Annotated in this window: 17 protein-coding genes, 3 tRNA genes and 3 pseudogenes; 15 read left to right on the top strand and 8 right to left on the bottom strand. The window is 34.8% G+C overall.

Going from position 1 to position 24,240, the window contains the following annotated elements; translation table 11 throughout:
• Nucleotides 1–16: 16 nt before the first annotated feature.
• Entirely contained in the window at nt 17–1,546 is a 1,530-nt protein-coding gene (locus tag ACZZZA_RS08635) for a peptide MFS transporter (protein ID WP_463430957.1), read from the bottom strand.
• A gap of 134 nt (nt 1,547–1,680) precedes the next feature.
• Entirely contained in the window at nt 1,681–3,333 is a 1,653-nt protein-coding gene (locus ACZZZA_RS08640) for a peptide MFS transporter (protein ID WP_463430959.1), read from the bottom strand.
• A gap of 84 nt (nt 3,334–3,417) precedes the next feature.
• Here ACZZZA_RS08640 and ACZZZA_RS08645 point away from each other — a divergent pair, with 84 nt between their 5' ends.
• Both ACZZZA_RS08645 and ACZZZA_RS08650 read left to right on the top strand, forming a co-directional pair.
• A complete protein-coding gene (locus tag ACZZZA_RS08645) occupies nt 3,418–3,678 on the top strand; it encodes a hypothetical protein (protein WP_463430961.1) in 261 nt (86 codons plus the stop codon).
• Nucleotides 3,678–3,956 (top strand): hypothetical protein, encoded by a 279-nt coding sequence (locus ACZZZA_RS08650; RefSeq protein ID WP_463430963.1) that lies wholly within the window; start codon nt 3,678–3,680, stop codon nt 3,954–3,956. Before ACZZZA_RS08645 ends, ACZZZA_RS08650 begins: the two co-directional genes overlap by 1 nt.
• Nucleotides 3,957–4,026: 70 nt before the next feature.
• Here ACZZZA_RS08650 and ACZZZA_RS08655 read toward each other — a convergent pair whose 3' ends face one another.
• A complete protein-coding gene (locus ACZZZA_RS08655; protein ID WP_463430965.1) occupies nt 4,027–6,156 on the bottom strand; it encodes a S9 family peptidase in 2,130 nt (709 codons plus the stop codon).
• Nucleotides 6,157–6,275: 119 nt separating this feature from the next.
• On the opposite strand from ACZZZA_RS08655, the gene ACZZZA_RS08660 reads away from it, so the two are divergent.
• Entirely contained in the window at nt 6,276–6,749 is a 474-nt protein-coding gene (locus ACZZZA_RS08660; RefSeq protein ID WP_463430967.1) for a hypothetical protein, read from the top strand.
• A 62-nt stretch (nt 6,750–6,811) separates the two neighbouring features.
• Here ACZZZA_RS08660 and glgP read toward each other — a convergent pair whose 3' ends face one another.
• The gene (glgP, locus tag ACZZZA_RS08665) at nt 6,812–8,467 is read right to left on the bottom strand and encodes an alpha-glucan family phosphorylase (protein WP_463430969.1); all 1,656 of its coding nucleotides are present in this window, start codon (nt 8,465–8,467) and stop codon (nt 6,812–6,814) included.
• A 155-nt stretch (nt 8,468–8,622) separates the two neighbouring features.
• Here glgP and ACZZZA_RS08670 point away from each other — a divergent pair, with 155 nt between their 5' ends.
• Nucleotides 8,623–9,420, top strand: coding sequence for a hypothetical protein (locus ACZZZA_RS08670; RefSeq protein WP_463430971.1), 798 nt, complete (start codon nt 8,623–8,625; stop codon nt 9,418–9,420).
• A 136-nt stretch (nt 9,421–9,556) separates the two neighbouring features.
• On the top strand, nt 9,557–11,653 hold the full coding sequence (locus ACZZZA_RS08675) for a T9SS type B sorting domain-containing protein (RefSeq protein ID WP_463430973.1): 2,097 nt from the start codon (nt 9,557–9,559) through the stop codon (nt 11,651–11,653).
• A 34-nt stretch (nt 11,654–11,687) separates the two neighbouring features.
• Here the strand turns inward: ACZZZA_RS08675 and ACZZZA_RS08680 are convergent, their stop codons facing one another.
• Nucleotides 11,688–12,047: a nuclear transport factor 2 family protein gene (locus ACZZZA_RS08680; protein ID WP_463430975.1), complete on the bottom strand. Its 360-nt coding sequence runs from the start codon at nt 12,045–12,047 to the stop codon at nt 11,688–11,690.
• A gap of 150 nt (nt 12,048–12,197) precedes the next feature.
• Here ACZZZA_RS08680 and mtaB point away from each other — a divergent pair, with 150 nt between their 5' ends.
• Nucleotides 12,198–13,544 carry a tRNA (N(6)-L-threonylcarbamoyladenosine(37)-C(2))-methylthiotransferase MtaB gene (gene mtaB, locus ACZZZA_RS08685; protein WP_463430977.1) on the top strand — a complete coding sequence of 449 codons (1,347 nt, stop codon included), beginning with the start codon at nt 12,198–12,200 and terminating at the stop codon, nt 13,542–13,544.
• A 57-nt stretch (nt 13,545–13,601) separates the two neighbouring features.
• Complete coding sequence (locus tag ACZZZA_RS08690; protein ID WP_463430979.1) at nt 13,602–15,104, top strand: FMN-binding glutamate synthase family protein; 1,503 nt, start codon at nt 13,602–13,604, stop codon at nt 15,102–15,104.
• 56 nt (nt 15,105–15,160) lie between these two features.
• On the opposite strand, the gene ACZZZA_RS08695 is transcribed toward ACZZZA_RS08690, so the two are convergent.
• Nucleotides 15,161–15,895, bottom strand: coding sequence for a hypothetical protein (locus ACZZZA_RS08695; protein ID WP_463430981.1), 735 nt, complete (start codon nt 15,893–15,895; stop codon nt 15,161–15,163).
• Between the two features lie 54 nt (nt 15,896–15,949).
• Here ACZZZA_RS08695 and ACZZZA_RS08700 point away from each other — a divergent pair.
• Nucleotides 15,950–16,369: pseudogene (locus ACZZZA_RS08700) on the top strand (RNA-binding S4 domain-containing protein); the annotation flags it as partial.
• Nucleotides 16,370–16,386: 17 nt separating this feature from the next.
• Here ACZZZA_RS08700 and ACZZZA_RS08705 read toward each other — a convergent pair.
• A complete protein-coding gene (locus ACZZZA_RS08705) occupies nt 16,387–16,902 on the bottom strand; it encodes a shikimate kinase (RefSeq protein WP_463430983.1) in 516 nt (171 codons plus the stop codon).
• 116 nt (nt 16,903–17,018) lie between these two features.
• Here ACZZZA_RS08705 and ACZZZA_RS08710 point away from each other — a divergent pair.
• The 3 genes from ACZZZA_RS08710 (at nt 17,019) to ACZZZA_RS08720 (ending at nt 17,345) form a co-directional block, all read left to right on the top strand.
• Nucleotides 17,019–17,091 (top strand) — tRNA-Lys (locus tag ACZZZA_RS08710).
• A gap of 34 nt (nt 17,092–17,125) precedes the next feature.
• A tRNA-Leu gene (locus tag ACZZZA_RS08715) sits at nt 17,126–17,208 on the top strand.
• A 64-nt stretch (nt 17,209–17,272) separates the two neighbouring features.
• Nucleotides 17,273–17,345: transfer RNA gene (locus ACZZZA_RS08720), tRNA-Lys, on the top strand.
• Between the two features lie 97 nt (nt 17,346–17,442).
• Here the strand turns inward: ACZZZA_RS08720 and panC are convergent.
• The gene (panC, locus tag ACZZZA_RS08725; protein WP_463430985.1) at nt 17,443–18,291 is read right to left on the bottom strand and encodes a pantoate--beta-alanine ligase; all 849 of its coding nucleotides are present in this window, start codon (nt 18,289–18,291) and stop codon (nt 17,443–17,445) included.
• A gap of 168 nt (nt 18,292–18,459) precedes the next feature.
• On the opposite strand from panC, the gene ACZZZA_RS08730 reads away from it, so the two are divergent.
• The 4 genes and pseudogenes from ACZZZA_RS08730 to porK all read left to right on the top strand — a co-directional run bounded on the left by ACZZZA_RS08730 (nt 18,460) and on the right by porK (nt 24,218).
• Nucleotides 18,460–19,230 carry a glycogen/starch synthase gene (locus tag ACZZZA_RS08730; protein ID WP_463430987.1) on the top strand — a complete coding sequence of 257 codons (771 nt, stop codon included), beginning with the start codon at nt 18,460–18,462 and terminating at the stop codon, nt 19,228–19,230.
• Nucleotides 19,231–19,283: 53 nt separating this feature from the next.
• Complete coding sequence (locus ACZZZA_RS08735) at nt 19,284–20,819, top strand: DUF4270 family protein (protein WP_463430989.1); 1,536 nt, start codon at nt 19,284–19,286, stop codon at nt 20,817–20,819.
• A 23-nt stretch (nt 20,820–20,842) separates the two neighbouring features.
• Nucleotides 20,843–22,697: pseudogene (glmS, locus tag ACZZZA_RS08740) on the top strand (glutamine--fructose-6-phosphate transaminase (isomerizing)).
• Nucleotides 22,698–22,804: 107 nt separating this feature from the next.
• Nucleotides 22,805–24,218, top strand: a pseudogene (porK, locus tag ACZZZA_RS08745) (T9SS ring complex lipoprotein PorK/GldK).
• Nucleotides 24,219–24,240 lie beyond the last annotated feature (22 nt).

Genomic DNA, 24,240 nt, shown 5'->3' on the forward strand with positions numbered 1-24,240 from the left:
AAAAAGAAATTAAAAATTATTTAGCTAATTCTTCTGCCATGCCCAATTTATCATTGTGCATCATTTTCTGTAGCCAAGAACTTAACATAAATAAAATTGCAGCGGCTGCACCAGTCATAACGATGAAAACCATAAAGAATTCATAAAGATTAGTAATTTGATAACCTAAAAATGATGGATTTACTACAGGACCTGTGGTAGCTTCAGCTCCAGCAGTCGGAGGAATTAAAGCGCTTAAAGTACCTGCAAATTTATTAGCAGCTGCATTAGCAAGAAACCAAGTTCCCATCAGCAAAGATGAAAGCCTTAGAGGTGCTAGTTTTGACACCATTGACAAACCAATAGGTGATAAACATAGTTCACCCATAGTATGGATGATATAAAGTGAAATTAACCACCACATTGAAACTTTGTCTTCTATTCCTAATCCTTTTACAGCAATTGCAATAACAACATATCCTAAAGCAACTAAAGCTAAACCTATAGCCATTTTTTTAGGAGAAGATGGTTCAAGTTTTCTAATGTATAGAAAGCCCCAGATAATTGAGAATATAGGAGCCAATATGATAACAGCTAAAGGATTAACAGACTGAAAATATGAAGCAGGCATTTCCCAGCCGAATAAACTTCTCTCAGTCTGACGATCTGCAAATAATGTTAATGATGCTCCAGCTTGTTCAAAAGCTCCCCAAAAAAAGATTACAAAAAATGCCAAAATGAAAACAACAATAATTCTCTGCATTTCAACTTTTGTAAGACTTTTATCGGTTAAAATCAAGATAGGCATTGCTACCATTGCCCCGTAAATAAAATAGCTTATTATATCTATGTCGCTTTTAAACATCTGTTTGAAGTTTAACATAAAGAATATGATCGCTATTGAACCGATGATCATTCCGATACTTTTAGCATCTAATTTTTTAACGGGCAAACCTATTGCTTTTCCGTCTTCAGATACGAGATATTTTTTTTGTCCTAGAACGAAAGCTACTAACCCGAGTAACATACCTACACCTGCAGCTAAAAATCCCCATTTGAAATCCATTGATCCGCAAACTAGTGGTGAGAAAAATGCTCCTAAATTGATACCCATGTAGAAAATAGTAAATGCACTGTCAATTCTTCTGTCGTTTGCAGGATATAATTGCCCTACCATGGTCGAGATATTTGGTTTAAAAAAGCCATTTCCGATAATGATAGAAGTCAAACCAATCCACATTAAAGTAATCCCTCCATTTGTTCCGGCAGATGCACTGAAAAACATAAAAAACTGACCAATTGCCATCAAAAAACCACCGATAACAATACTTCTTCTGTTTCCTAAGAATTTATCACATAGATATCCTCCCAAAAGTGGTGTCAAATAAACTAATCCTGTGTAACTTCCATAAATTTCAGATGCATCTGCATCTTTCATTAATAATACTTTTGTCATAAATAGAATGAAGATTGCTCTCATTCCATAATAACTGAATCTTTCCCACATTTCTGTGAAAAATAGAAAGTAAAGACCTTTAGGATGACCCTTCTTTTGTACTGTATCCATATCTATTTGTTAATTTTTTGTTAAGACCCACAAATATAGTTTTTTTTGGGTTTTTGACAAGGTTTTAATTTTTATTTTAAACAAAAAAGCTGCAGAATAATCTACAGCTTTGGTTATGTTAAAGAATAAAAGAATTAATTAACTCCTTTTTCTTTCATTATTTTATTTAATCTTTTTAAAATGGATAATCCTAAAAGTGTTGCTAAAAGTAGCAATCCAAAGTTTACGATAAAGAAATTAGCTTTGTTATCGTAATCATACCAAAAACTTGCTAAAACTCCTGAAAGTTTGTTCCCGATTGAGGTCGAAAGGAAGAAGCCTCCCATCATCAGAGCGGTTAATCTTGGGGGTGAAAGCTTTGAAACTAAAGATAATCCCATTGGCGAAAGGCAAAGTTCACCTACTGTTATCACTCCATACGCAGCAATCAGCCATAAGGCAGATACTTTTACCAAACCGTTCTGTCCGGCGTACACTGCTCCCACCATGACCAAACATGACAATGCAGAAATAAATAATCCCAATACAATTTTTGAAGGTGTACTCGGTTCTTTTCCTTTCCTGCGAAGCATCATGAAAAATGCTACCACTACCGGCGTGAGTACAATCACCCAACCCGGATTAATCGACTGGAATAACTCTGTATTGTATAAATTAACATCTTTTGCAGGATCTTTTTCTAATTTTGAACGCTCAGTTTCAGAGATATTTCTGAAGTAAACATCTTTCCCCTGTTCTTTTAAAGGTTTTCCAGCTTTATCTTTTTGAGCTTGATACTGATTGTCATAAACAGAAACTTCCTGATCCTGGAAATCTTTTTTATCCACCAAATAAATTGCTTCTAAAGGTTTTTCCAGAGGAGCAGGAACAGTTCTGTCGGTGTAATAATTTGCCCAACGAGTTAATGCAGTTCCGTTTTGTTTGAAAACTGCCCAGAACATTAAACTTACTGCAAAAATGGCAAGCAAGGCACCAATTGGTTTTTTATCTTCTGCATTGGCTTTTACATAGAGCATTACATAAAAATAAATCACGGGAACACATGCAAAAATAAACGCATCTGTACTGTCACTTCCAAAAATATTATTAGGGATGAACCATCCGATCAATCCAAAAATAACGGCAGGTAAGAATACTTTTACCAATACGTCAGAAATCTTCGTGTCGCCTTCCTGTACAGGTTTTAAAATATTAGCCTGAAGAATATGTTGTCTCCCGATTGTGAAAACCAATAATCCGACAAACATTCCTACACCTGCAGTCATGAAGGCAGGACCCCATCCGTATTTATTACGCATAAAAGCTGCGATAATGTTGCAGACAAAAGCTCCGATGTTGATTCCCATATAGAAAATGTTGTAACCAGCATCTTTATTGGCTTTGTAGGGTTCTTCGTTATACAAGTTTCCTAAAAGTGTGGAGATACTTGGTTTAAAAAAACCATTTCCTATAATAATTAAGGCTAAAGACGCATAAAAAAGCGGAAGTTCTTTAAAAAGTCCCACTCCGATATAACCTAAGCCCATCAAAAATCCTCCGATGTAGATGGCTTTGATATATCCTAAAACCCTGTCAGCTAAAAACCCACCCAGAAAAGGTGTCAAATATGTCAGTGCGATAAAAGTTCCGAAAATATCATCGGCGTTTTTATCGTCAAAAGCCAATCCGCCTTTTTCGCTGTCGATCATGTACAGAACGAAAATTCCGAGGATAAGGTAATAGCCGAAACGCTCCCACATTTCTGTGAAGAATAAATAGGGAAGGCCTTTTGGGTGTTTGGTTTTCATGAATTAAGATTTTTACAATTTCACAAATATAAAATTTTTAATATAATAATTGAATTTTATTAACTTTGAGTAAAATTTAGTGAGATGGATGTTACCATTAAAGAAATAGAGAAAAATCTAAAGTCGCTGCCAAAAGAATTTTTTGGACAGGTAAATGATTATATCGATTTTTTGAAGTCTAAATATTCAGAAAAAAAATCTGATATAGATTGGGCAGAAAATTTAACTGATTCTCAAAAAAAATCAATTGAAAAAGGAATTGATGATATTGAAAATGGTAAAACATATTCTCACGAAGAAGCTAAACTAAAAATCAAACAATATCTTGCGGAAAAATCAAAATAATGGAAGTTGTTTGGTCTGAAGAAATTTTGGAAAACTATTTTCGTGTTTTAGACTATTTATTAGAAAGTTGGACTGTAAGAGAAATTGAAATCTTTGAAAATAAATTTGATAGTTTACTTACAAAAATTCAAACTCATAAGGAAATTTGTCCCAAATCTCTATTACTTAATTATAGAAAATGTTTGATTGATAAAAATAATTCTTTAATTTATCAGGAAGTTAATCATGTAATTTTCTTGGTTGCAATCATTGATAATAAAAGTTCACACCAATATTAAATGAAAAAATCACTCAAACTCTGAGTGATTTTTTTTACTTCCAGCATCCGTCTTCTAACTTCCAGCATCATTAAAGATTCTGCAAAATAAAATCTGTCATTTTCTGATATAACTGTGGTCTCGTCTGTCCGCCATAAATTCCGTGGTTTTTGTCGGGATAAGCCATGAATTCAAATTGTTTTTTGTTTTGAATCAAAGCTTCAGAAAATTCCATAGAATTTTGAAAATGTACATTATCATCGGCAGTTCCGTGGATTAATAAGAATTTACCTTTCAATAAATTGGCGTAAGTTGTCGGTGAATTGTCATCATATCCGGCAGGATTTTCCTGTGGTGTCAGCAAAAATCTTTCGGTGTACACAGAATCATAGTATCTCCAGTTGGTCACCGGTGCAACTGCAATTCCTGTTTTGAAAATATCAGCACCTTTGGTCATCGCCAAACTTGCCATATAACCTCCAAAACTCCATCCAAAAATTCCGATTCTTGTTTTGTCAATGTATTTTTGAGTTCCGAACCATTTTGCAGCGGTAATCTGATCTTCAATTTCGTATTTCCCTAAATTTTTATACGTTACTTTTTTGAATTTGGCACCTTTGAAACCTGTTCCTCTTCCGTCAACACAAGCAATGATATACCCCTTTTGTGCAAGCATTTCAAACCAAAGTGCATTTCCGTTATCCCAAGAATTTGCTACCTGCTGCGATCCAGGACCGGAATATTGGAACATAAATAGTGGATATTTCTTGTTCGGATCAAAATTTTTGGGCTTAATAATCCAAGCATTCATCTGATCTCCTGCTGCATTTGGAATCGTAATAAATTCTTTTACAGCAAAATTATCTGCCTGCAATTTTTTCAGCTGATCATCATTGTTTTGAAGCTCTTTTAATTGTTTTCCGTTTCCATCTTTCAAAACATAAGAATAGGGCTTAGAAGCGGTAGATGAAGTTTCAATAAAATAATTAAAATTCTTACTAAAATTAGCCGAGTTGTTTCCTTCAGTATTAGAAATCAACTGCATTTTTCCATTTTCAATATTGATTTTAGAAACCACTTTATTGATGCTTCCTTTTTCCGTTGTCTGAACAAATATTTCTTTAGATTTCGGGTTGTAACCATAATAATCTGTCACTTCCCAATTTCCTTTGGTAACCTGTTTTTTCAGCTTTCCGTCTTTGTCAAACCAATACAAATGACGGAAGCCATCCCTTTCAGAAGCCCAGAGAAATGAGTTGTCTTCCAAAAATTCTAATGTCACATTATCTGTATCGATCCACTTCTCGTCAGTTTCTGTGAATAGTTTTGTTGCTACTCCAGTTTTTGTATTCACTTTCAGAACATCTGAAGCGTTTTGTGTTCTTTGTGAAGTAATCAGAACAATTTCATCCGCATTTGAAGTTTGTATCACATTTGGAATATAATAATTCTTGAATTGATCTAAATTGACTTTTGTCTTTTTTCCATCTGCCAAATGATAGATGTGTGCCGTTGCAATAGAGTTTTTTTCTCCTGCTTTCGGATATTTGTAACGCATTTCGCTTGGGTAAAGTGATTTTCCGTAAACCGGAATGAAGATTTCCGGAACATCAGTTTCTACCAATTTTACAAACAAAATATCAGCTGAATTTTTCGTCCATTCATATAATCTTGCGTGCCCGAATTCTTCTTCATACACCCAGTCTGCAAGACCATTCAATACTTTGTTTTTAACGCCGTGCTCCGTAATCTGCGTTATTTTTCCTGAATTAAAGTCCTGATAAAATAAATTATTATCAACAATGAAAGAAATCTTTGAAGCATCAGGAGAAAATCTTGGTTCCTGAACAAATTTTCCTTCATTCAGACTTATCGTTTTTCCTGTTTTTAAATCTTTAATGTCAAATTTTCCTAAAAAAGAATGTCTGTAAATAGGCTGACTTTCTTTTAACAGAAGGATTTTAGATTCATCAGAAGAGAATTCATAGCTCTCAAAACTGCCGTCAACCAAATTTCCTTCTTTCTGAGAGGTTTTATAAGAATATTTTGCAATTCCGCCTTGTTCGATGACGAGGTAATTTTCACCGTTTTTCATAGAGGTAATTCCCGCAATGCCTTTTCCACGGTAATATCCTGAATATATTTTATCTAAAGTAATTTCCTGCGCAGCTACATTTTGAAGTACCATAGCAAGACTAAGGGTAAGTAAGAGTTTTTTCATTTTTTAAAAATAAAGGAATCCAAAGATAACAATTTTATCAATTTGCACTGAAAAGCTTTTGGGGAATGTAATTTGGCAGTAAAATTGAATGTATTCTTTTACATTAAAAATAAATAATTATGGAAACGAATGCGCACGATCAGAAAATCAATAAATATGAACTTGAAGACCAAATTCTTTATACGGGTTTCTCAAGTTATGAAGATGCAGTAAGACATTCAGAAGAGCATAACGGTAAAGTAGTGGAAGTAGCATTTAGAGACGGAAACGACAATCCTCAAATAACTTCAGAGGCTGGTTTGGTAGAAAAAAAACTGCATTATCATGTTGAAGCGGGCGATGAATACAAATTTATTCATTCATCTGACGAAGGATTCAGAAACTATGCAGATGAATTACAGAAAATTAAGGCAAAGCTTACACAATCTCCACCAGATGAGAGATATTTAGCAAGTTTTGAGATCGAAAATAGCGAAGATCCTATTATTGTTTTAAAAAATGGTGAGTTTGAGTCGGTTACTTCAAGAGAACGTTCTAAGTATTTGAAAAATGCTAACGTTTACGAAATCGGAGTTTCAGTTACAAAATCTTAAATCTTAAAAATAAATTTTACTTTAATAAAAACCCGTCCGTGATTTCACGGACGGGTTTTGTTTTATTTGTAAAGAATTTGGTAATATTCATCAGCCATTCGGTCGCTGTTGAATTGATCTTTTACGTCATTCATTGCATTTTGCTGTATTTTTCTCCACTTATTGGTGTCGTCGTAATAGGTTGGCAAAATTTCGTTTTCAAGAATTTCGTATAATTTATTCAGATCATAATTATCTTGCTCATAAATACTCATGTTTTCGTAATCACATTTTGGTACTACGAAAGAATTTTCACCATGTTTCGCAAACTCGGGAATCCAGCCGTCATCTGTTGAAAGATTAACAGAACCGTTCATAGCAGCAGACATTCCGGAAGTTCCAGATGCTTCTCTTGGTACTCTCGGATTATTCAGCCATAAATCTGAACCCTGCTTTAAAGATTTGCTTAAAGCCAATTCATAACCGGTTAAAACTGCCATGGTTTTATGGTTTTTACTCTCTTCAACCAGCGTATTAAAGGTAGAAACCGAAGAATAATCCATCGGATAAGGTTTTCCTGCCCATATAATCTGCACAGGATATTTTGGGTTATTTAATAATCTGTAAAATCGGTCTTTGTCGTGCAATAATAAGTCTGCACGTTTGTATCCTGCAAATCTTCTTGCCCAAACAATTGTGAAAACATTAGGATCAAATAAATTCCCGGTTTGATCGGCAACGATTTTAAATAGTCTCTTCTTTAAAAGTTTTTTACGATAATCAAAAATGATGTCGTTATTTTCGTCTTTACCGTTATAAAGTTCTTTATCGCCCCAATATTTGAATTCCTGAGCATTTGTAATTGATTTGATTTCGCAAATACCGGGATATTTACTCCACATCGCTCTCGAAACTACGCCGTGAAGCTGAGAAACACCGTTTGCCACTCTTGCCATTTTTAATGCGCAGAGAGAATGATTAAACAATTCACCATCTGAACCTTCTAATTGTTTTACTTCTTTCATGCTCAATCCGGAAAAATAAGACATATCATAGCATAATTTCAGATTGTGCTTTTCGTTTCCGGCCTCTTCAGGAGTGTGTGTGGTAAAAACTAACTTCTCTTTTACCTTCTGAAGATTTCCGTTGTATTTTTTTAACAGATGAAATGCAGCAGGAAGTCCGTGAGCTTCATTCAAATGATAGATTTCTCTTTCAATATTCAGTTCATCCAGCAATTTTGCACCGCCTTTTCCAAGCAAAATATATTGAGCCAGTTTTGTAGATTCGTTGGCGTCATACAGTTTATGACTGATTGTTTTCGAAATATGATCGTTTTCAGGTACATCGGTAGAAAGGAAAAACATCGGTGCGGTATGAAAAATTTCCGGATCTAAATACCAGACTTTTACCCAAACCGGTGCGCTGTGAATTTCGATCTGAAATTTAATTCCTGTGTCTTCAAGAAAGCTGTACATTTTCTTCGTCCAGGTTGGCTGTAAAGTTTGATCGTGGTTTCTTGCCTGATCATAATATCCGAATTTCCATAGAATCCCGATTCCTACAAGATCCTGTTTCAGATTGTAGGCACTTCTCATATGAGAACCCGCAAGAAATCCCAGTCCGCCGGAATATATTTTTAAAACTTGCTCAATTGCAAATTCCATAGAAAAGTAGGCAACTTTCTGAGTGTATTTTTCATTGATGCCGTAAGGTATTTTAAAATTTTTAAAATCCATAAAAAAATCAGTTTTGTGTTTAAAGATTCAAAGGTATTGAATAAGAAAATAAACTGAACATTAATTCTATAATAAATATTTTTAAATCTTGCTGTAGATTGGTTTTTTGTATTTACCTTTAAGTGTATATTTTTGATAATCAAAAACTTCCAAAAATGAAAAAGGTTTTTTCTGATGAAGATTTAATCAAGAATCTGAGCCTGTACCACCTGAATCGGCATCTTACAAAGAAGCCGATGGAGAAATATCACCGCACGATAGACGAATCCCAGCTTCACGACCGGGAAAAATATAAGAAGAAAGCAGAAATTTTGTTGCTGAATTCTTTTATGCATCATTTTCCGGAAATTACTTTTGAGAATCTTACCTGCGAAAGTCCTGACTTTATCGCAAAATTACACAATAAAAAAATTGGAATAGAATTAACAGAGGTTATTAATCATCTTGAAATGAAGAAGGTTGAGAGCAATTTGAATAAAATATTCCGCCAGGCAGAAATATTATTAGAAAATGAAGACACTACGAAATATCGTGGTGTTTATTTTTTATCGTTCCATGGACATTTAAAATTTGATAATCTCGAGCAACAACAGGAAATCGTCTTAAGTATTTATAAAAGTATCAAAAAAAATAAAGCTTCCGGATGTGTGAAAAGCATCAGGAAATCTTCTCACCGCAGAAATGTTTTTATTACCCATGAGTACAATATGAATCTTTTTGATGAGTTGTGTTCTGAAAAAATTTTAGAATTAATAGAAAAGAAAAATGAGAAATTTCCATATTATGATCGCTCAGTTGACGAATGTTGGCTTGTGATAGTTTCTGATATGAATTCTCTGGCGTCTCGATATACTTTTATTCAGGATAAAGAACATTTGAATGAGGTTAAGAGTCCGTTTCATAAAATTTTCCATCTTGAGAATCTTTGTGGGAATATGACAAGTATTAAATAGATTGCAGATTATGGTATTTATAATTCATTTAAAATTATTAATTATTGTGAATTATTTTGTTTTATTCGTTATCTGGTGATTATTATTAAAAATTCATTATATTTGGTACAGCTTAAACACTCATAACCAAATTAATATGAAAAAAACTCTACTCTTTTTTCTTTGCTGCATTTTTCAGATATACAATGCTCAAGCAGATTGTTCGACCGCATTATCGGTATGTGGAAATTCAAGTATTACATATAGTCCTACGGGAATTGGCTCCGTGAATGAGTCTTTGGGAGGCTGTCTTACCACGGGTGAGCATAATTCGATATGGTATAAATTAACCATTGCAACAAGCGGAACCCTTACTTTCAATCTGGTTCCTAATGATCCTGATGCAGACTACGACTGGGCGGTTTATGGACCGAATGTTACCTGTGGAAACTTAGGATCACCAATTCGCTGTAATGCAGCCACTGTAATTGGTGTAGGAGCAGCTACAGGTTTGAATATGACGAGTACAATTGTAAGTGCGGCAGGAGGATCTACAACACCCTATTGCCAATATATGGATGTTCTGGCAGGACAAACTTATTATCTATACATAGATAATTGGGTGGGCGCCGGAGCAGGAACAACAGCTCCTTTTTCCTTAACTTGGGGAGGAACAGCAACATTGGCTTCGCCTTTTACAGATCCTGCGTTGCAGCCTAATCCTTTTGTTCTACCGGGATTACCGGCAGCAAATCCGGCAGATCCAAGAGAAATATTGATATGTGTAAGTCCTGCAGTGTTTGATTTTTCTTCACTGTCTTCAGGAATTTTAAATGGAAATCCTAATTTTGTGATTTCTTATCATACCACTCAAAATGATGCATTAGAGGGAACCAGCCCTATTACAGTTCCTATTACGGTAAATACGACAACGATATATTATTACAGTATTCGTTATCAGGATCCTGCTAATCCGAATAATCCACTTAATTTTTGTCGACAAATAAGTCCGTTTAAATTTAAACAAGGAAATATTACAGCTCTTGATAAAACATTAATGGCGTGTAACAATAACAAAGCAGGTACGGCAACATTCAATCTTACCACGGCAGGCGTTTTTACAGGTTCTAATGTGACGATAAAATATTATCCTACAATGGCAAATCTGAATGCAGGAACGGCAGAGATTACAAACCCGGCTCAATATGTTTCGGCAGGTGGAGTCGTATATGCACTCGTGACAACATCAGAAGGGTGTACTGATACTGCTGCTATCACGTTGAGTTTCTATCCTGAAGTAATTGTCAATGATGCCACTTTGCGTTTTTGCGCATTACAGGAAAATTTAGTCACCGCATCTTTTAACCTTACTACAGCGAATGTGACCTCACAAACAGGCACTACAAAAAAATATTACAAATCTTTACAGGATGCTGTAAGTGGAACAAATGAAATATCAACTCCCGCAGCGTACATCGCTCCAAACGGAGTGGTATACGTAAAAGTAATTGACGCAAACGGATGTTATGGTGTTGCAAAAATTACTTTACAGGTAATTCCTCCAGTGTATTCCTCTATTTTAAAAGATAAAATTATCTGTATTGAAGATAAGACAGTTTTGGATGCAGGTGCAGGATTTGACGGATACGAATGGAGTACCGGTGCAACTACACAAACGATTACCAATGTAGCGGTAGGGTCATATTGGGTGAAATTAAAAACCGGAGAATGTATTTCTTACCAGACTGTAAAAGTCTACGCATCTGAACAACCTATAATTTCAAGTATTGAAATTTCTAATACCACTGTTACAGTGAATGCAAATGGTGGTAAAGCACCGTATCGATATTCGATGGATAATGTCAATTGGCAGGAATCTAATGTCTTTACAAATGTCAGAAGAGGCGATCATGTGGTTTATATAAAAGATTCTTATGATTGTGAGCCTGTAAGTGTTGGTATTGTTGTGCCTAATTTAGTCAACGTTATCACGCCAAACGGAGACGGCATCAATGATGTTATTGATTATTCTGCATTAGCCAACAAGCAGAATTTGGTATTTACTATTTTTGACAGATATGGAAATAAAATTTTTCAAGCAGATCGCTTTAATAAGTATAAATGGGACGGAACAGCAGGTGGTAAAAATGTGCCCACAGGAAATTATTGGTATTCTGTAATCTGGAATGAAAATGATAAAAACAGCACCTTATTCAAATATACAGGTTGGGTATTGGTGAAGAACAGAGAATAATAAAATTAGAAAGCCATCTCGCTAGAGATGGCTTTTAATTAAATGTTTCAGTATCCTTAAAATAATCTGATAGGTAAAGAATTTTTCCTGACTCTGAAAACTGGATGATGGTACAAATTTGGTTTCTGTAAGCGTCTCTTCCCAACAAATTCCCCAAAGAATCGGTTTGGTAAAAATATTTGTTGTTTCCCAAATGGAAAATTTCAGAAACACTCCATTCAATTTTTTCATATCGTCTGAAGATAGCTCTGAACAAAGCTAAAATTCGGGTTTTCCCTGAAATTTCTTTTGCTGGTGGAATCCAAATTACAGTTTCATCAGTAAACCATTTTTCAAGATTTTGAATGTTCAAAGAATTTAAATCCTGCATAAAATGGCTGATCTTACAATTCATAGGCTGCAATTTACGTTTATATACGTGAAAAATACCAAATTGGTTTTATTTAGCAATCGCAAATATAGGTAATCAATGAGGCAAAACGAATCAATATATAATTTATATTTAAATCATTATCTTTGCACCTACTAAATTCAGGAAAAATAAATGTCTCATTTTCACAGAACAGCCGCATTTCATACGCTTGGCTGCAAATTAAATTTTGCGGAAACATCTACCATTGCTCGTCAGCTGACAGATGCAGGATATGATAAGGTAAGTTTTGATGATAAAGCTGATGTTTATGTGATCAATACCTGTTCAGTAACTGAAAATGCAGACCGAGAGTGTAAACTTCACGTAAAAAGAGCGATGAAAGCCAATCCTGAAGGTTTAGTGGTGATTGTCGGTTGTTATGCACAGCTAAAACCTGAAGAAATTTCGCAGATTACAGGCGTAGATCTGGTTCTTGGAGCCAAAGAAAAATTCAATATTTTAAGTTATTTAGATGATTTAGAAAAATCTGAAAGTGAAGGTGTTGTACATTCCTGCGAAATTGAAGAAACAGATTTCTTTATCGGAAGCTATTCTATAGGAGACAGAACCAGAGCTTTTTTGAAGGTTCAGGATGGTTGTGATTATAAATGTACTTACTGTACCATTCCTTTGGCAAGAGGGATTTCTCGATCCGATACGATCGAAAATGTACTGCAAAATGCAAAAGAAATTGCTGCGAGAGACATCAAAGAGATTGTTCTTACAGGTGTAAATATTGGTGATTACGGAAAAGGCGAGTTTGGGAACAAAAGACATGAGCATACTTTTTTAGATTTGATTAAAGAATTAGATCAGGTTGAAGGTATCGAAAGAATCCGCATTTCATCAATTGAGCCTAATCTTTTGAAAGACGAAAGCATCGAATTGGTTTCTAAAAGCAAAAGTTTTGTCCCGCATTTTCATATTCCTTTGCAATCCGGAAGCGATGATTTATTGAAAAAAATGAAACGCCGTTATTCAACCAAATTGTACAGTGACAGAGTCCAGAAAATTCGCGAGGTTATGCCTCATGCAGCGATTGGTGTTGATGTGATTGTTGGTTTTCCGGGAGAAACGGAAGAATTGTTTATGGAAACTTATAATTTTCTGAATGAGCTTCCAATTAGTTACTTACACGTTTTCACCTATTCTGAAAGAGAAAATACCGAAGCAGCCGAAATGGATGGTGCAGTGCCGATTCCTGAAAGAAAAAGACGCAACAAAATGCTGAGGATTCTTTCTGAAAAGAAGAAAATGTCTTTCTACCAAACTCAGCTTGGGCAAACACTTCCAGTTCTTTGGGAACACGAAAATAAAGACGGAAAAATGTACGGCTTTACAGAAAATTATGTAAGAGTACAAAAAGATTTTGATCAGGCATCGGTCAATCAAATTGAATTTCTGAATTTAGAAAAAATCCTGTCAGATGGCACGGTTTCTGTGCAATCGTCTTACGAAAGTTTCTTAGCAAAAGCATAGTCTGTTTGCTTTATTTCAACTAAATTTATTCTTTTAACGTTACTAAATCTACATTTTATGAGAGATAAGTTTTTATCTTGGGGGTTCGTATTGGTACTTGCTACATGGGTTGTCGCATTGCTGATTAAGGCGCATTACTGGATTCCTACACTTTTAACAGCAATATATGTGTTGGGAGTTTACAATGCCTATCAAACGAAACATGCAATCTTGAGAAATTTTCCGGTCTTAGGATATTTCAGATATTTTTTTGAAGGAATTTCTCCCGAAATGCAACAATATTTCATTGAAAGAGAAACAGATGGAAAACCTTTTCCAAGAAATCAGCGTTCTGCAGTGTACAGACGTTCAAAAAATCTCAGTGATACGGTTCCTTTTGGAACTCAGTTAGAAATCAACCATAGAAAGTATGAAGGAATCAAACATTCTATTTATGCTAAATCTCCAAAAGAAGAATTGCCAAGAGTCTGGGTAGGAGGTGAGCAATGTACACAGCCTTATCACGCTTCATTATTTAATATTTCAGCAATGAGTTTTGGTGCATTAAGTGACAGAGCTCAGATTTCATTAAACAGAGGTGCAAAAAAAGGAAATTTCTATCATAATACAGGAGAAGGCGGAATTTCGCCACATCATTTGGAAGGAGGAGATCTTTGCTGGCAAATAGGTACAGGATATTTTGGGTGTAGAGATGATGAAGGAAAATTTAATCCGGAATTGTTTACAAAATATTCAACAATTGCTAATGTAAAAATGATTGAGATTAAATTATCTCAAGGTGCAAAACCCGGTCACGGCGGAGTTTTACCGGGTGTTAAAAACACTCCTGAGATTGCGAAAATCCGTCATGTACAACCGGGTATAACTATTATTTCTCCACCATCGCACTCATCATTTTCGGATGCCGCAGGTTTGTTGAAATTTGTGCAACATTTAAGAGAACTTTCGGGCGGAAAACCGGTGGGCTTTAAATTGTGTATCGGCGATACCAAAGAGTTTGAAGATATTTGTGTTCAGATGAATGTTTTGAAAATTTATCCTGATTTTATTACTGTTGATGGAGCAGAAGGAGGAACGGGAGCTGCACCGCCAGAATTTTCAGATGGTGTAGGAATGCCTTTGGAACCTGCTTTAATATTTGTAAATCGTACCTTAAAAAACTATAATTTAAGAGATAAATTAAGAGTCATTGCCAGCGGAAAAGTGTTGACGAGTCTAGATATTCTGAGAGCGGTCGCAATGGGAGCAGATATGTGCAATAATGCGAGAGGATTTATGTTTTCTCTAGGCTGCATTCAGGCGTTGAGATGTAATAATAACAATTGCCCAACCGGTGTTGCAACACAGGATAAAATGCTGATTAAAGGTCTTGATGTGACTGATAAAGCTGAAAGAGTATATCATTTCCATAAGAATACTTTACATACTTGTAATGAATTAATCGCTGCTGCTGGAAGAAGTTCTTACGAAAAAGTAGATGCTTCAATGTTTATGCGAGGTGATGAATTCGAGCATCTGTCGGATAAATATTTCCCGGATATTTTGGGAAATGTGAGATAGTTTAATTTTTAAACTAAAAAAAATCCGCTTCAAAATTTTGAAGCGGATTTTTTATTTTATTGTTGACCAACAGGTCTTATTTCTGTATGATAAATCTGAAAGTTAAAAACGAAACATGCATTTTGAAGGTTATAAAAATTAGCGTCTCTTGCATAAGCTGCTTTAGATGGTACAATAATTACACCTTGTAAATTTGGCAATGTGCTGTTTGGAAGATTTTCAAAGCCATTAAAATATTTTAGACCTTCCTGAAGACCTTCTATTTCATAAAAGCTTCGAGGTTTTGCATCTGTTACGATGTTTTTTTTAGCGTAGTAGAAAGTGGGGTCTGTGATGGGAGAACCAGTCAAATCTATTGTATTTTGAAGAGAACCTGCAGAAGTTAAAGCAATATTTCCTTCATTATTTGTAGCTAGATAATAGGTAGCTCTCATCATTGTTTTGATCAGACTTGCGGTAGATGGAACATTTGAATCGGTGTTTATTGCAACTCCAGGATTCGGTTGTGCTCCTTCTCTTTTAATGTAAATAACACCGGATGGAAGTTTTACAGGACTTAATTCTGATAATTTCTTAAAGTTATCATCAGCAGCATCTGTACTGCTGAATGCTTTGATGTTTCCTTGTGTGTCTAAGTAGTTATTATCCATGAATTTTTGGATAGCCTGCTCATCATATGTGTTTCTTACCTCAATGTTTTCTGGCTCCACGAATGTTTCCACTTCATCATCTTTCTTACAAGCTGAAAAACACAAAGATCCAGCAAGGATATAAAAAAATATTTTTTTCATTTCAAAAACTTTAATTACTTTACAAATAATATAACGGCAAAAGTATAAAAAAATATGAGAATAGATAAATTTTTATGGAGTATTCGTTTTTACAAAACAAGAAGTATTGCTACAGATGAGATAAAAAAGAACAGAGTAGCAATAGGAGAGTCTGTGGTAAAGTCGTCTAAAGAGGTAAAAGAAGGAGATGTAATTAAAATCCGTAAAAATCAAATTGACTATAAAATTAAAGTCATACAAATCCCCAAAAGCAGAATAGGAGCCAAATTAGTTTCATTGCATATAAAAGATGTTACCGATAAGGAACAATATGAGCTGCTTAAGCTGAGAAAATTGTCGCAAAGTTATTACCGAGACCGTGGTGAAGGAAGACCTACAAAAAAAGACCGAAGAGAAATTGATGGTTATGTAGAAAATGATGTAGATTCGGATTTTACAGACTGGGACGATTTTTTTGGAGAAAGTAGTTCGGAGAAGGAGAAGAAAAAGATCTATAAATACAGCTTCTCAATGATTTCGTTCATGATTTCTTCAGGTTCTTTAGAATCTGTTGAGACGATAAATTGGGCTTTGCTGTAGAATTCATTCCGTTCAAATAAATGTTTGGCAATAAATTCAGGAAGGTTTTCTTCTGAGATATGAGCAATTAAAGGTCTTTTTTCTTTTTGTTTTGAAATTCTTTCTATTAAAGTAGGGATAGAGGTTCGCAGAAAAACACTTTTAGAATTATGATTGATGATTTCCATATTGTTGTAATATACCGGTGTGCCTCCGCCAAGACTTAGAACTATGTTTTCTTCTGTAGCCAATATTTCTTCCAATATTTCTCTTTCAAGCTTTCTAAAATAGATTTCGCCTTTTTTTTCGAAGATTTCAGGGATTGTTAGTTTGTTTCTCCTTGAAATTTCTTTGTCAAGGTCGACAAGTCTAAAATTGATTTTATCGCTTAAAATTTTGGAAATGTGCGATTTGCCACTTCCCATGTATCCGACCAGTGAAATTATCATGAATTTATTTTTAACAAATGTGCGAAAAAGTTTTGAGAAATTAAAAAAAGTCCTATCTTTGCACCACTAAAAACAAGGGACATTGGTAACGATGAAAACTTGCTTAGATAGTGACCGACTCGGTAGCTCAGCTGGTAGAGCAATACACTTTTAATGTATGGGTCCTGGGTTCGAATCCCAGCCGGGTCACTAGCAAAAATATTATATTTTTTTATAATTTTTTGCCTGCGTGGTGAAATTGGTAGACACGCCATCTTGAGGGGGTGGTTTCCTAAGGATGTGCTGGTTCGAGTCCAGTCGCAGGCACTGCAAAAAAAAATTTGGTAATTCTAAAATTTATTTTAAATTTAACAAATCTAAAAACAAGACCGACTCGGTAGCTCAGCTGGTAGAGCAATACACTTTTAATGTATGGGTCCTGGGTTCGAATCCCAGCCGGGTCACTAGTTTACTGAAAAGTAAATTTTTTTCATATTAATATTTTGTGATTTGGTGTTCAAAGGCTTCCTCAGGAAGCCTTTGATTTTTTACAGAAGGTGATTAATCCAGATGCATATTATCAATCAATCTCACACCGTCTACCATTACCACGATAAATGCTCTGTATGATTTATCTTTATAAAAAAAATCAGTTTCTTTTAAAGTATTTTCATCACCAATCAAAAAGTATTCCAATTGCATTCCTTTTTGATCATCAAAAATATCTTTCACTCTGTTTTTAATTTCAGGGATTGATATTACTCGGAACCAATCATTCACTTTTACAAGCGTTTCATAAATCACTTTAGATACTTCTCTTCGTTCTTCAGTAAGCCTTTGGTTTCTCGAACTTAATGCAAGACCATTTTCGGCTCTGTAAATATCAACTCCGATGATGTTGATATGAAGTTTCTTTTTCTCGGTCATTTTTCTGATAATTGCCAACTGCTGAAAGTCTTTCTCACCAAAATATGCATTATCAGGTTTTACCTGTCTGAAAAGCTCTTCAACTACAGTTCCTACACCATCAAAATGTCCTGGTCGGGATTTTCCTTCCATTTCATTTTCCAAGCCATCAAAATCATAGTGTTGACTTTCTGCTTTTTCAGGATAAATATCTTTTACTTCAGGAATATAAACGGCGTCTACTATACCAGATTTTTCAAGGATTTTAAGATCTCTATTGATGTCTCTGGGATATTTTTTCAGATCTTCAGGATTGTTGAATTGAGTAGGGTTTACAAATATTGATGAAATGACCAAGTCGTTTTCTGCTCTTGCTGCCTTATATAGAGAAAGATGACCATCATGCAATGCCCCCATTGTCGGGGCAAAGCCAATTTTCTTTCCCATTTCTCTCTGTCTTTCAATAAAATCCTGAAGCGTTTTTTTATTTTTTAGAACTTCCATAAATTATTTTAATAGCAATTCAAAAATACTAAAATATCTTGTATTAATTTTTAAGATTTGATACCCTGAATGAGCGAACTATCGTAAAAAAATGTTAATTACGATAATGTTGGATGTTTTTTTGTAATTTTGCAACTTATAGCATTATTTAAAATTATACAAAATTATATGCCCAATCAGAAAATACTGTACATTACCACAGAGATGTACCCTTATCAGGAAGATACAAATTTAGGAACAGTGGTAAACAAAATGGCACTTAAAATGCACAACGCAGGCAATGATGTAAGAGTTTTTATGCCACGATTTGGACAGATTAGTGAGAGAAAATTCCAGCTTCATGAGGTAATACGCCTTTCTGGGATGAATATTATCATCAACGATTTAGATCAGCCTCTTATCATTAAAGTTGCATCTCTTCCGGGAGAAAGACTTCAGGTATACTTTATTGATAACGAAGAATATTTTAAAAGAAAACAATACTATTTTGATGACGAAGGCGTTGCTTTCCCAGATAACGACGAGCGTGCAATCTTTTTTGCAAGAGGGGTTATAGAGACCATCAAGAAACTCAACTGGGTACCGGATGTGATTCACCTTAACGGATGGATGGCTTCATTTATTCCAGTTTATCTGAAAACTTTTTATCAATCTGATACGTATTTCAAAGATGCTAAAATCGTTCTATCTTTATACAATGAAAAAGATGCACCTTTGGATAAAAGTATTGTTGAAAAATTACAATTCGATAATATTTCAGGATTAGAAGCGTTAAATACTCCAAGCTTTCAAAGCTTTGTGATCGAAAGCATGAAGTATGTGGATGAGGTGGTAAAAGGAGACGAGTTTCTGGAAGGAGATTTAGATAAAGCATTTAACGAAACTTCTACTTCAAAATCAGAATATTTAGACTTAGATTCTATCAATAAACTATATTAATAAAGAACATTTTGATGATTTATAATTTGAAAAAAGCCTTCACAATACTTTCAATGGCAATTGCTGGAGGGATGTTGGTGTATAATTGCGAACCGGAACCAGATTCTTTGGGTGAACAATTATTTTTAGACGGAGCAGCGAATGGTACTGAAGTGTCTTATGATGTCATTGCATATAATATTAATAATAATGACAGTATCAGAAGTGATGCTTCAAAAATAGGATTGGCAACTATTGGTGCCTTTTCTGAAGGTCAGTTTGGAAAACAACAAGCTGCATATTACACACAGTTGAGGTTACCCTCTTATGATCCTGATTTCGGTACAAATGCGGTTGTAGATTCTGTAGTTTTGGTTATAAAACCTACTTATGCATCAGATAGTCTTACAACTACAACAGACGAGAACTATGTTTATCCTGACGGAGCGGTACCTGCAAAAAAGGTGATCAATAGATATCCGGCTGTAAAATATGGTAAAGCGAAAGCTAATGGCGGAAAGCTTACTGTAAAAGTTCATGAAGTAACAGAATTTTTAGACGGTTTTAATGATATTGCTTATTCAAATAAAATTTATGAATTTAATCAATTAAATCCTATCGGATCTAAAGATTTTGATGGTTTCGTTAGATCTATTGCCATCACAAAAGATTCTGATAATGCTTCATTATTTTCATCTGAAGTTGGTTTCAGAATGCCGTTGGATCCTACTTTATTTCAAAATAAGATTATTGCTAAAAAAGGGCAACCAGAATTAAAAGATGTTGCAAGCTTTATCAGACATTTCAGAGGTTTGAGAATTTCTGTCGAACAACAAGATGGTTATTTGGTGCAGTTCTCGCCTTCAACAGTTGAGTTGATAATGTATTATAAATCTGATAAATTAGAAAGTGGTAATACAACAAGACCTCAGACAAAATATACTTTTTCTATAGGAAACGGAAACGTGCATATTGCAAATTATGCGTATGACAGAAATGGTTCTGCATTACAGTCGGCTTCTACAGGAAATACTACAATAGGAGATTTAAAACTATTTGCTCAGGGAATGGGTGGTAATTCTATCGGAATTAAATTTCCTCAGGCTACTATTAATAAACTGAAAACATTGTATCAAGATAATAAAGCAGCAATCATCAGTGCAAAAATCAGAATGTACACTGATCCAACTGCCTGGAATAACAAGTATTCTAAGCCTTCTCTAATGACTATTGTACAGAAAGATATTGTTGACGGTAAGGCAACTACAAATTTTACGGAAGATTTACTTAAATTGTCGGGTACACCTGGTTTTACTTATATCAGAACTTATGATTTAGATAAAAACCCTGCATACTATGACTTTACGGTTACCCAATCGTTAAAAAATATTGTAGAAACGGGGGCAGACTATACCAATAAATATTTCAAAATAGATATGGGTAATTTCCTGCAGTCTTCGACAGGAAGTACGCTTGCGGGATATCAGTTTACTACAAGACCGTTTTCTGTAGACAGAGCTGTTTTTGTAGGAACAGATCCTACCAATCCTGATAATGATCCAAGTAAGCCTTATGAGATTAAATTAAGGGTGACTTACGGTAAAAAATAAATAAAAAAACACGATATTAAATTATGTGCGGAATAGTTGGTTATACTGGGTTTCAAGATGCCTATGATATAGTTGTTAATGGTCTTAGAAGACTAGAATACAGAGGTTATGATAGTGCCGGAATTGTATTGGAAGGTGAAAACAATAGTTTTAACGTAGAAAAAACAAAAGGTAAAGTTGATGATCTGGTTGAAATTTCAGAACATTTAAAAGGAATTGCAAAAGTAGGAATGGGGCATACTCGTTGGGCTACACATGGTGTTCCTAGTGATAGAAATTCTCATCCACATGTTTCTAATAACGGTAAAATAGCAATCGTTCATAATGGTATTATAGAGAACTATGATACGATTAAAATAATGCTTTCTGATAAAGGATATACTTTTAAATCTGAAACAGATACTGAAATTTTAGTTAATCTTATACAATATTTTACAGAACTAAACACAGAAACAGATTTTCCTACTGCAGTAAGATATGCTTTGAATGAAGTATATGGTGCTTATGCCATTACTGTAATGCATGAAGACTATCCTGGAGTTTTGGTTGTAGGAAGATTGGGCTCACCTTTAGCAATAGGTATTGGTGAAAAAGAATATTTTATTGCTTCAGATGCTTCACCATTTGTAGAGTTTACCAAAGAAGCTATTTATTTGGAAGAAGGTCACATGGCAATTCTTTCTTTAGAAAATGGTGTGGATATTAGAACTATTAATGATAACTCTAAAATAGTACCTGAAATTCAGGAGCTAAAGATGAATTTGGAGCAGATCGAAAAAGGCGGATATGAGCATTTTATGCTTAAAGAAATTTTCGAACAGCCAAAATCAATTCATGACACCATGAGAGGGAGACTTATTGTAGAAGAAGGTATTATTAAAATGGCAGGAATCTGGGATCATCTTGAAAGATTCAAAAATGCTAACAGAATCATTATTATCGCTTGCGGTACTTCATGGCACGCAGGTCTTATTGGTGAATATTTAATTGAAGAATTCGCGAGAATTCCTGTTGAAGTAGAATACGCTTCAGAATTCAGATATAGAAATCCTATTATTACAGATAAAGATGTAGTTATTGCTATTTCTCAATCCGGCGAAACTGCCGATACGATGGCTGCTTTAAAATTAGCTAAAGAAAAAGGTGCGTTTATTTACGGGATTTGTAATGTAGTTGATTCATCAATTGCAAGAATTACAGATGCAGGATCTTACACTCACGCAGGTCCAGGAGATTGGTGTAGCTTCTACCAAAGCATTTACTGCACAGCTAACTATTCTTTCACTTATTGCATTGAAATTAGGAAAGCATAACGGAAATTTAGGAAACGCAGAATTTATGAGCTTAATTGCTGAATTAAACGCAATTCCTAAAAAAATTGAAGAGGTTCTGGAAGCTACTCATGAGTTAACTCAAAGTATTGCCAAAGATTTCATCAATGCAACTAATTTCCTTTATTTAGGAAGAGGTTACAATTATCCTGCAGCTCTTGAAGGTGCATTAAAACTGAAAGAAATTTCTTACATTCACGCAGAAGGATATCCAGCAGCAGAAATGAAGCACGGTCCTATTGCACTAATTGACGAAAATATGCCAATTGTTATCATCGCTCCTAAAAAAGGGCATTATGACAAGATTGTAAGTAATGTACAGGAAATTAAAGCCAGAAAAGGAAAAGTGATTGCCGTTGTGAATAAAGGTGATACTCAGGTAAAAGCAATGGCAGATTATGTGATTGAGATTCCTGAGACTTCAGAGTGTTTTTCACCAATTGTTGCTTCAGTTCCATTACAGTTACTGGCTTATTACATAGCAGTTTACAGGGGAGCGAACGTCGATCAGCCTAGAAACCTTGCGAAATCTGTAACTGTAGAGTAAAAATACTTGCAAATAAAATAAATTTAGATTTTTTTCGTTATTCTAAAAAAAATCTTAAAAGTTTCTTAAAAAAATTATATATTTACGGCTTAATTATAAAAATTAACATGAAAAGGATATTTCTTTTATTATTGTCTGCGTCGGTAGCATCGGTATCTTGTTCAGGTGGTGGATCTTCTTCTGTAGGGAAGCCCGGAACAAAAGGGGAATTGATACCTAGAGAAAAAACGAAATCATTTGTTGCTGAAAGACCGTTTGGTATGGTTGCCATTCCTGGTGGATCTTTCGTTGCAGGTTTAGCTGATGTGGACTTCACAGGCAGCCCTGAAAAAGCAGCACTGAAAACAGTAACTGTATCATCTTTCTTTATGGATGAAGCAGAAACTACTAATGCAGAATACAGGGTGTTCATCAATTATGTTAGAGACTCTATTGCAAGAACCATGTTAGCTGAAGCTGCCGGAGAAGGCGGTGAAGGTGGTGGTAAAGGCACAGGGATCGGTGATTATGCATACCTTGCCAAAAAAGAAGAGAATCTTACAGCTTATCAGGAATATCTTGAAGGAGCTGGTGGAAGAGACGGTTACGATGATACTAAAAAATTAGACTGGAAAATTCCTTTACATTGGAATACTTCAAAATATCCTGATGTAGAATATGCTGAAGTTTTAGAATCTATGTACTTACCGGCTTCTTCTAGAGTTGGTAGCGAAAGACTTCTTGACGTTAGTAAATTAAAATATAATTACAAGTGGGGAGATATGGATGTAGCTCTTGCTGAAAACGAAAGAGGTGTTAACTTCTTGAGAAGCGAAAGTATTGCCATCTACCCGGATACAACCGTTTGGGTAAAAGATTTCCACTATACGTACAACGAACCTTTATTTGAACAATATTTTTGGCATAAGGCTTACAAAGATTATCCTGTTGTTGGGGTAACTTGGGATCAGGCTAGAGCATACTGTAATTTCAGATCAAAACTAAAGTCTGATTATAACGAAAGTTTAAAAAGAAGAAAACAAAGACCAATTGATTTCCGTCTTCCAACTGAAGTAGAGTGGGAATATGCAGCAAGAGGAGGTAAGCAAAATGCTACTTATCCTTGGGGAGGTCACTTATTTGATGGATGACAGAGGTTGTTATCTTGCAAACTTCAAGCCAAAAAGAGGTGACTACATGGAAGATGCTAAAAAAGGAACATACATGTATGCAGCTCCTGTAAGAAAATTCAAGAAAAACGGATTTGGATTATTTGATATGGCAGGAAACGTTTCTGAATGGACAGAATCTGCTTACAATAACTCATCTTATGGTTTTTCTTCTACTTTAAACCCTTCTACAAAAAATACAGAAGATGCTAAGAGATCTGTAAGAGGTGGTTCTTGGAAAGATGTAGGATATATGTTGATGACAGGAAACAGAGATTATGAAAGTAAAGACTCTGCCAGAAGTTACATCGGATTCAGAACGGTACAGGATATTCCTGAAGCAGCTGTTAAGGTAAAAAGAGTTACCAGATAAGAATCTCAACAGTATAAATTAT

It is taken from the genome of Chryseobacterium sp. AC405b, from assembly GCF_979258685.1.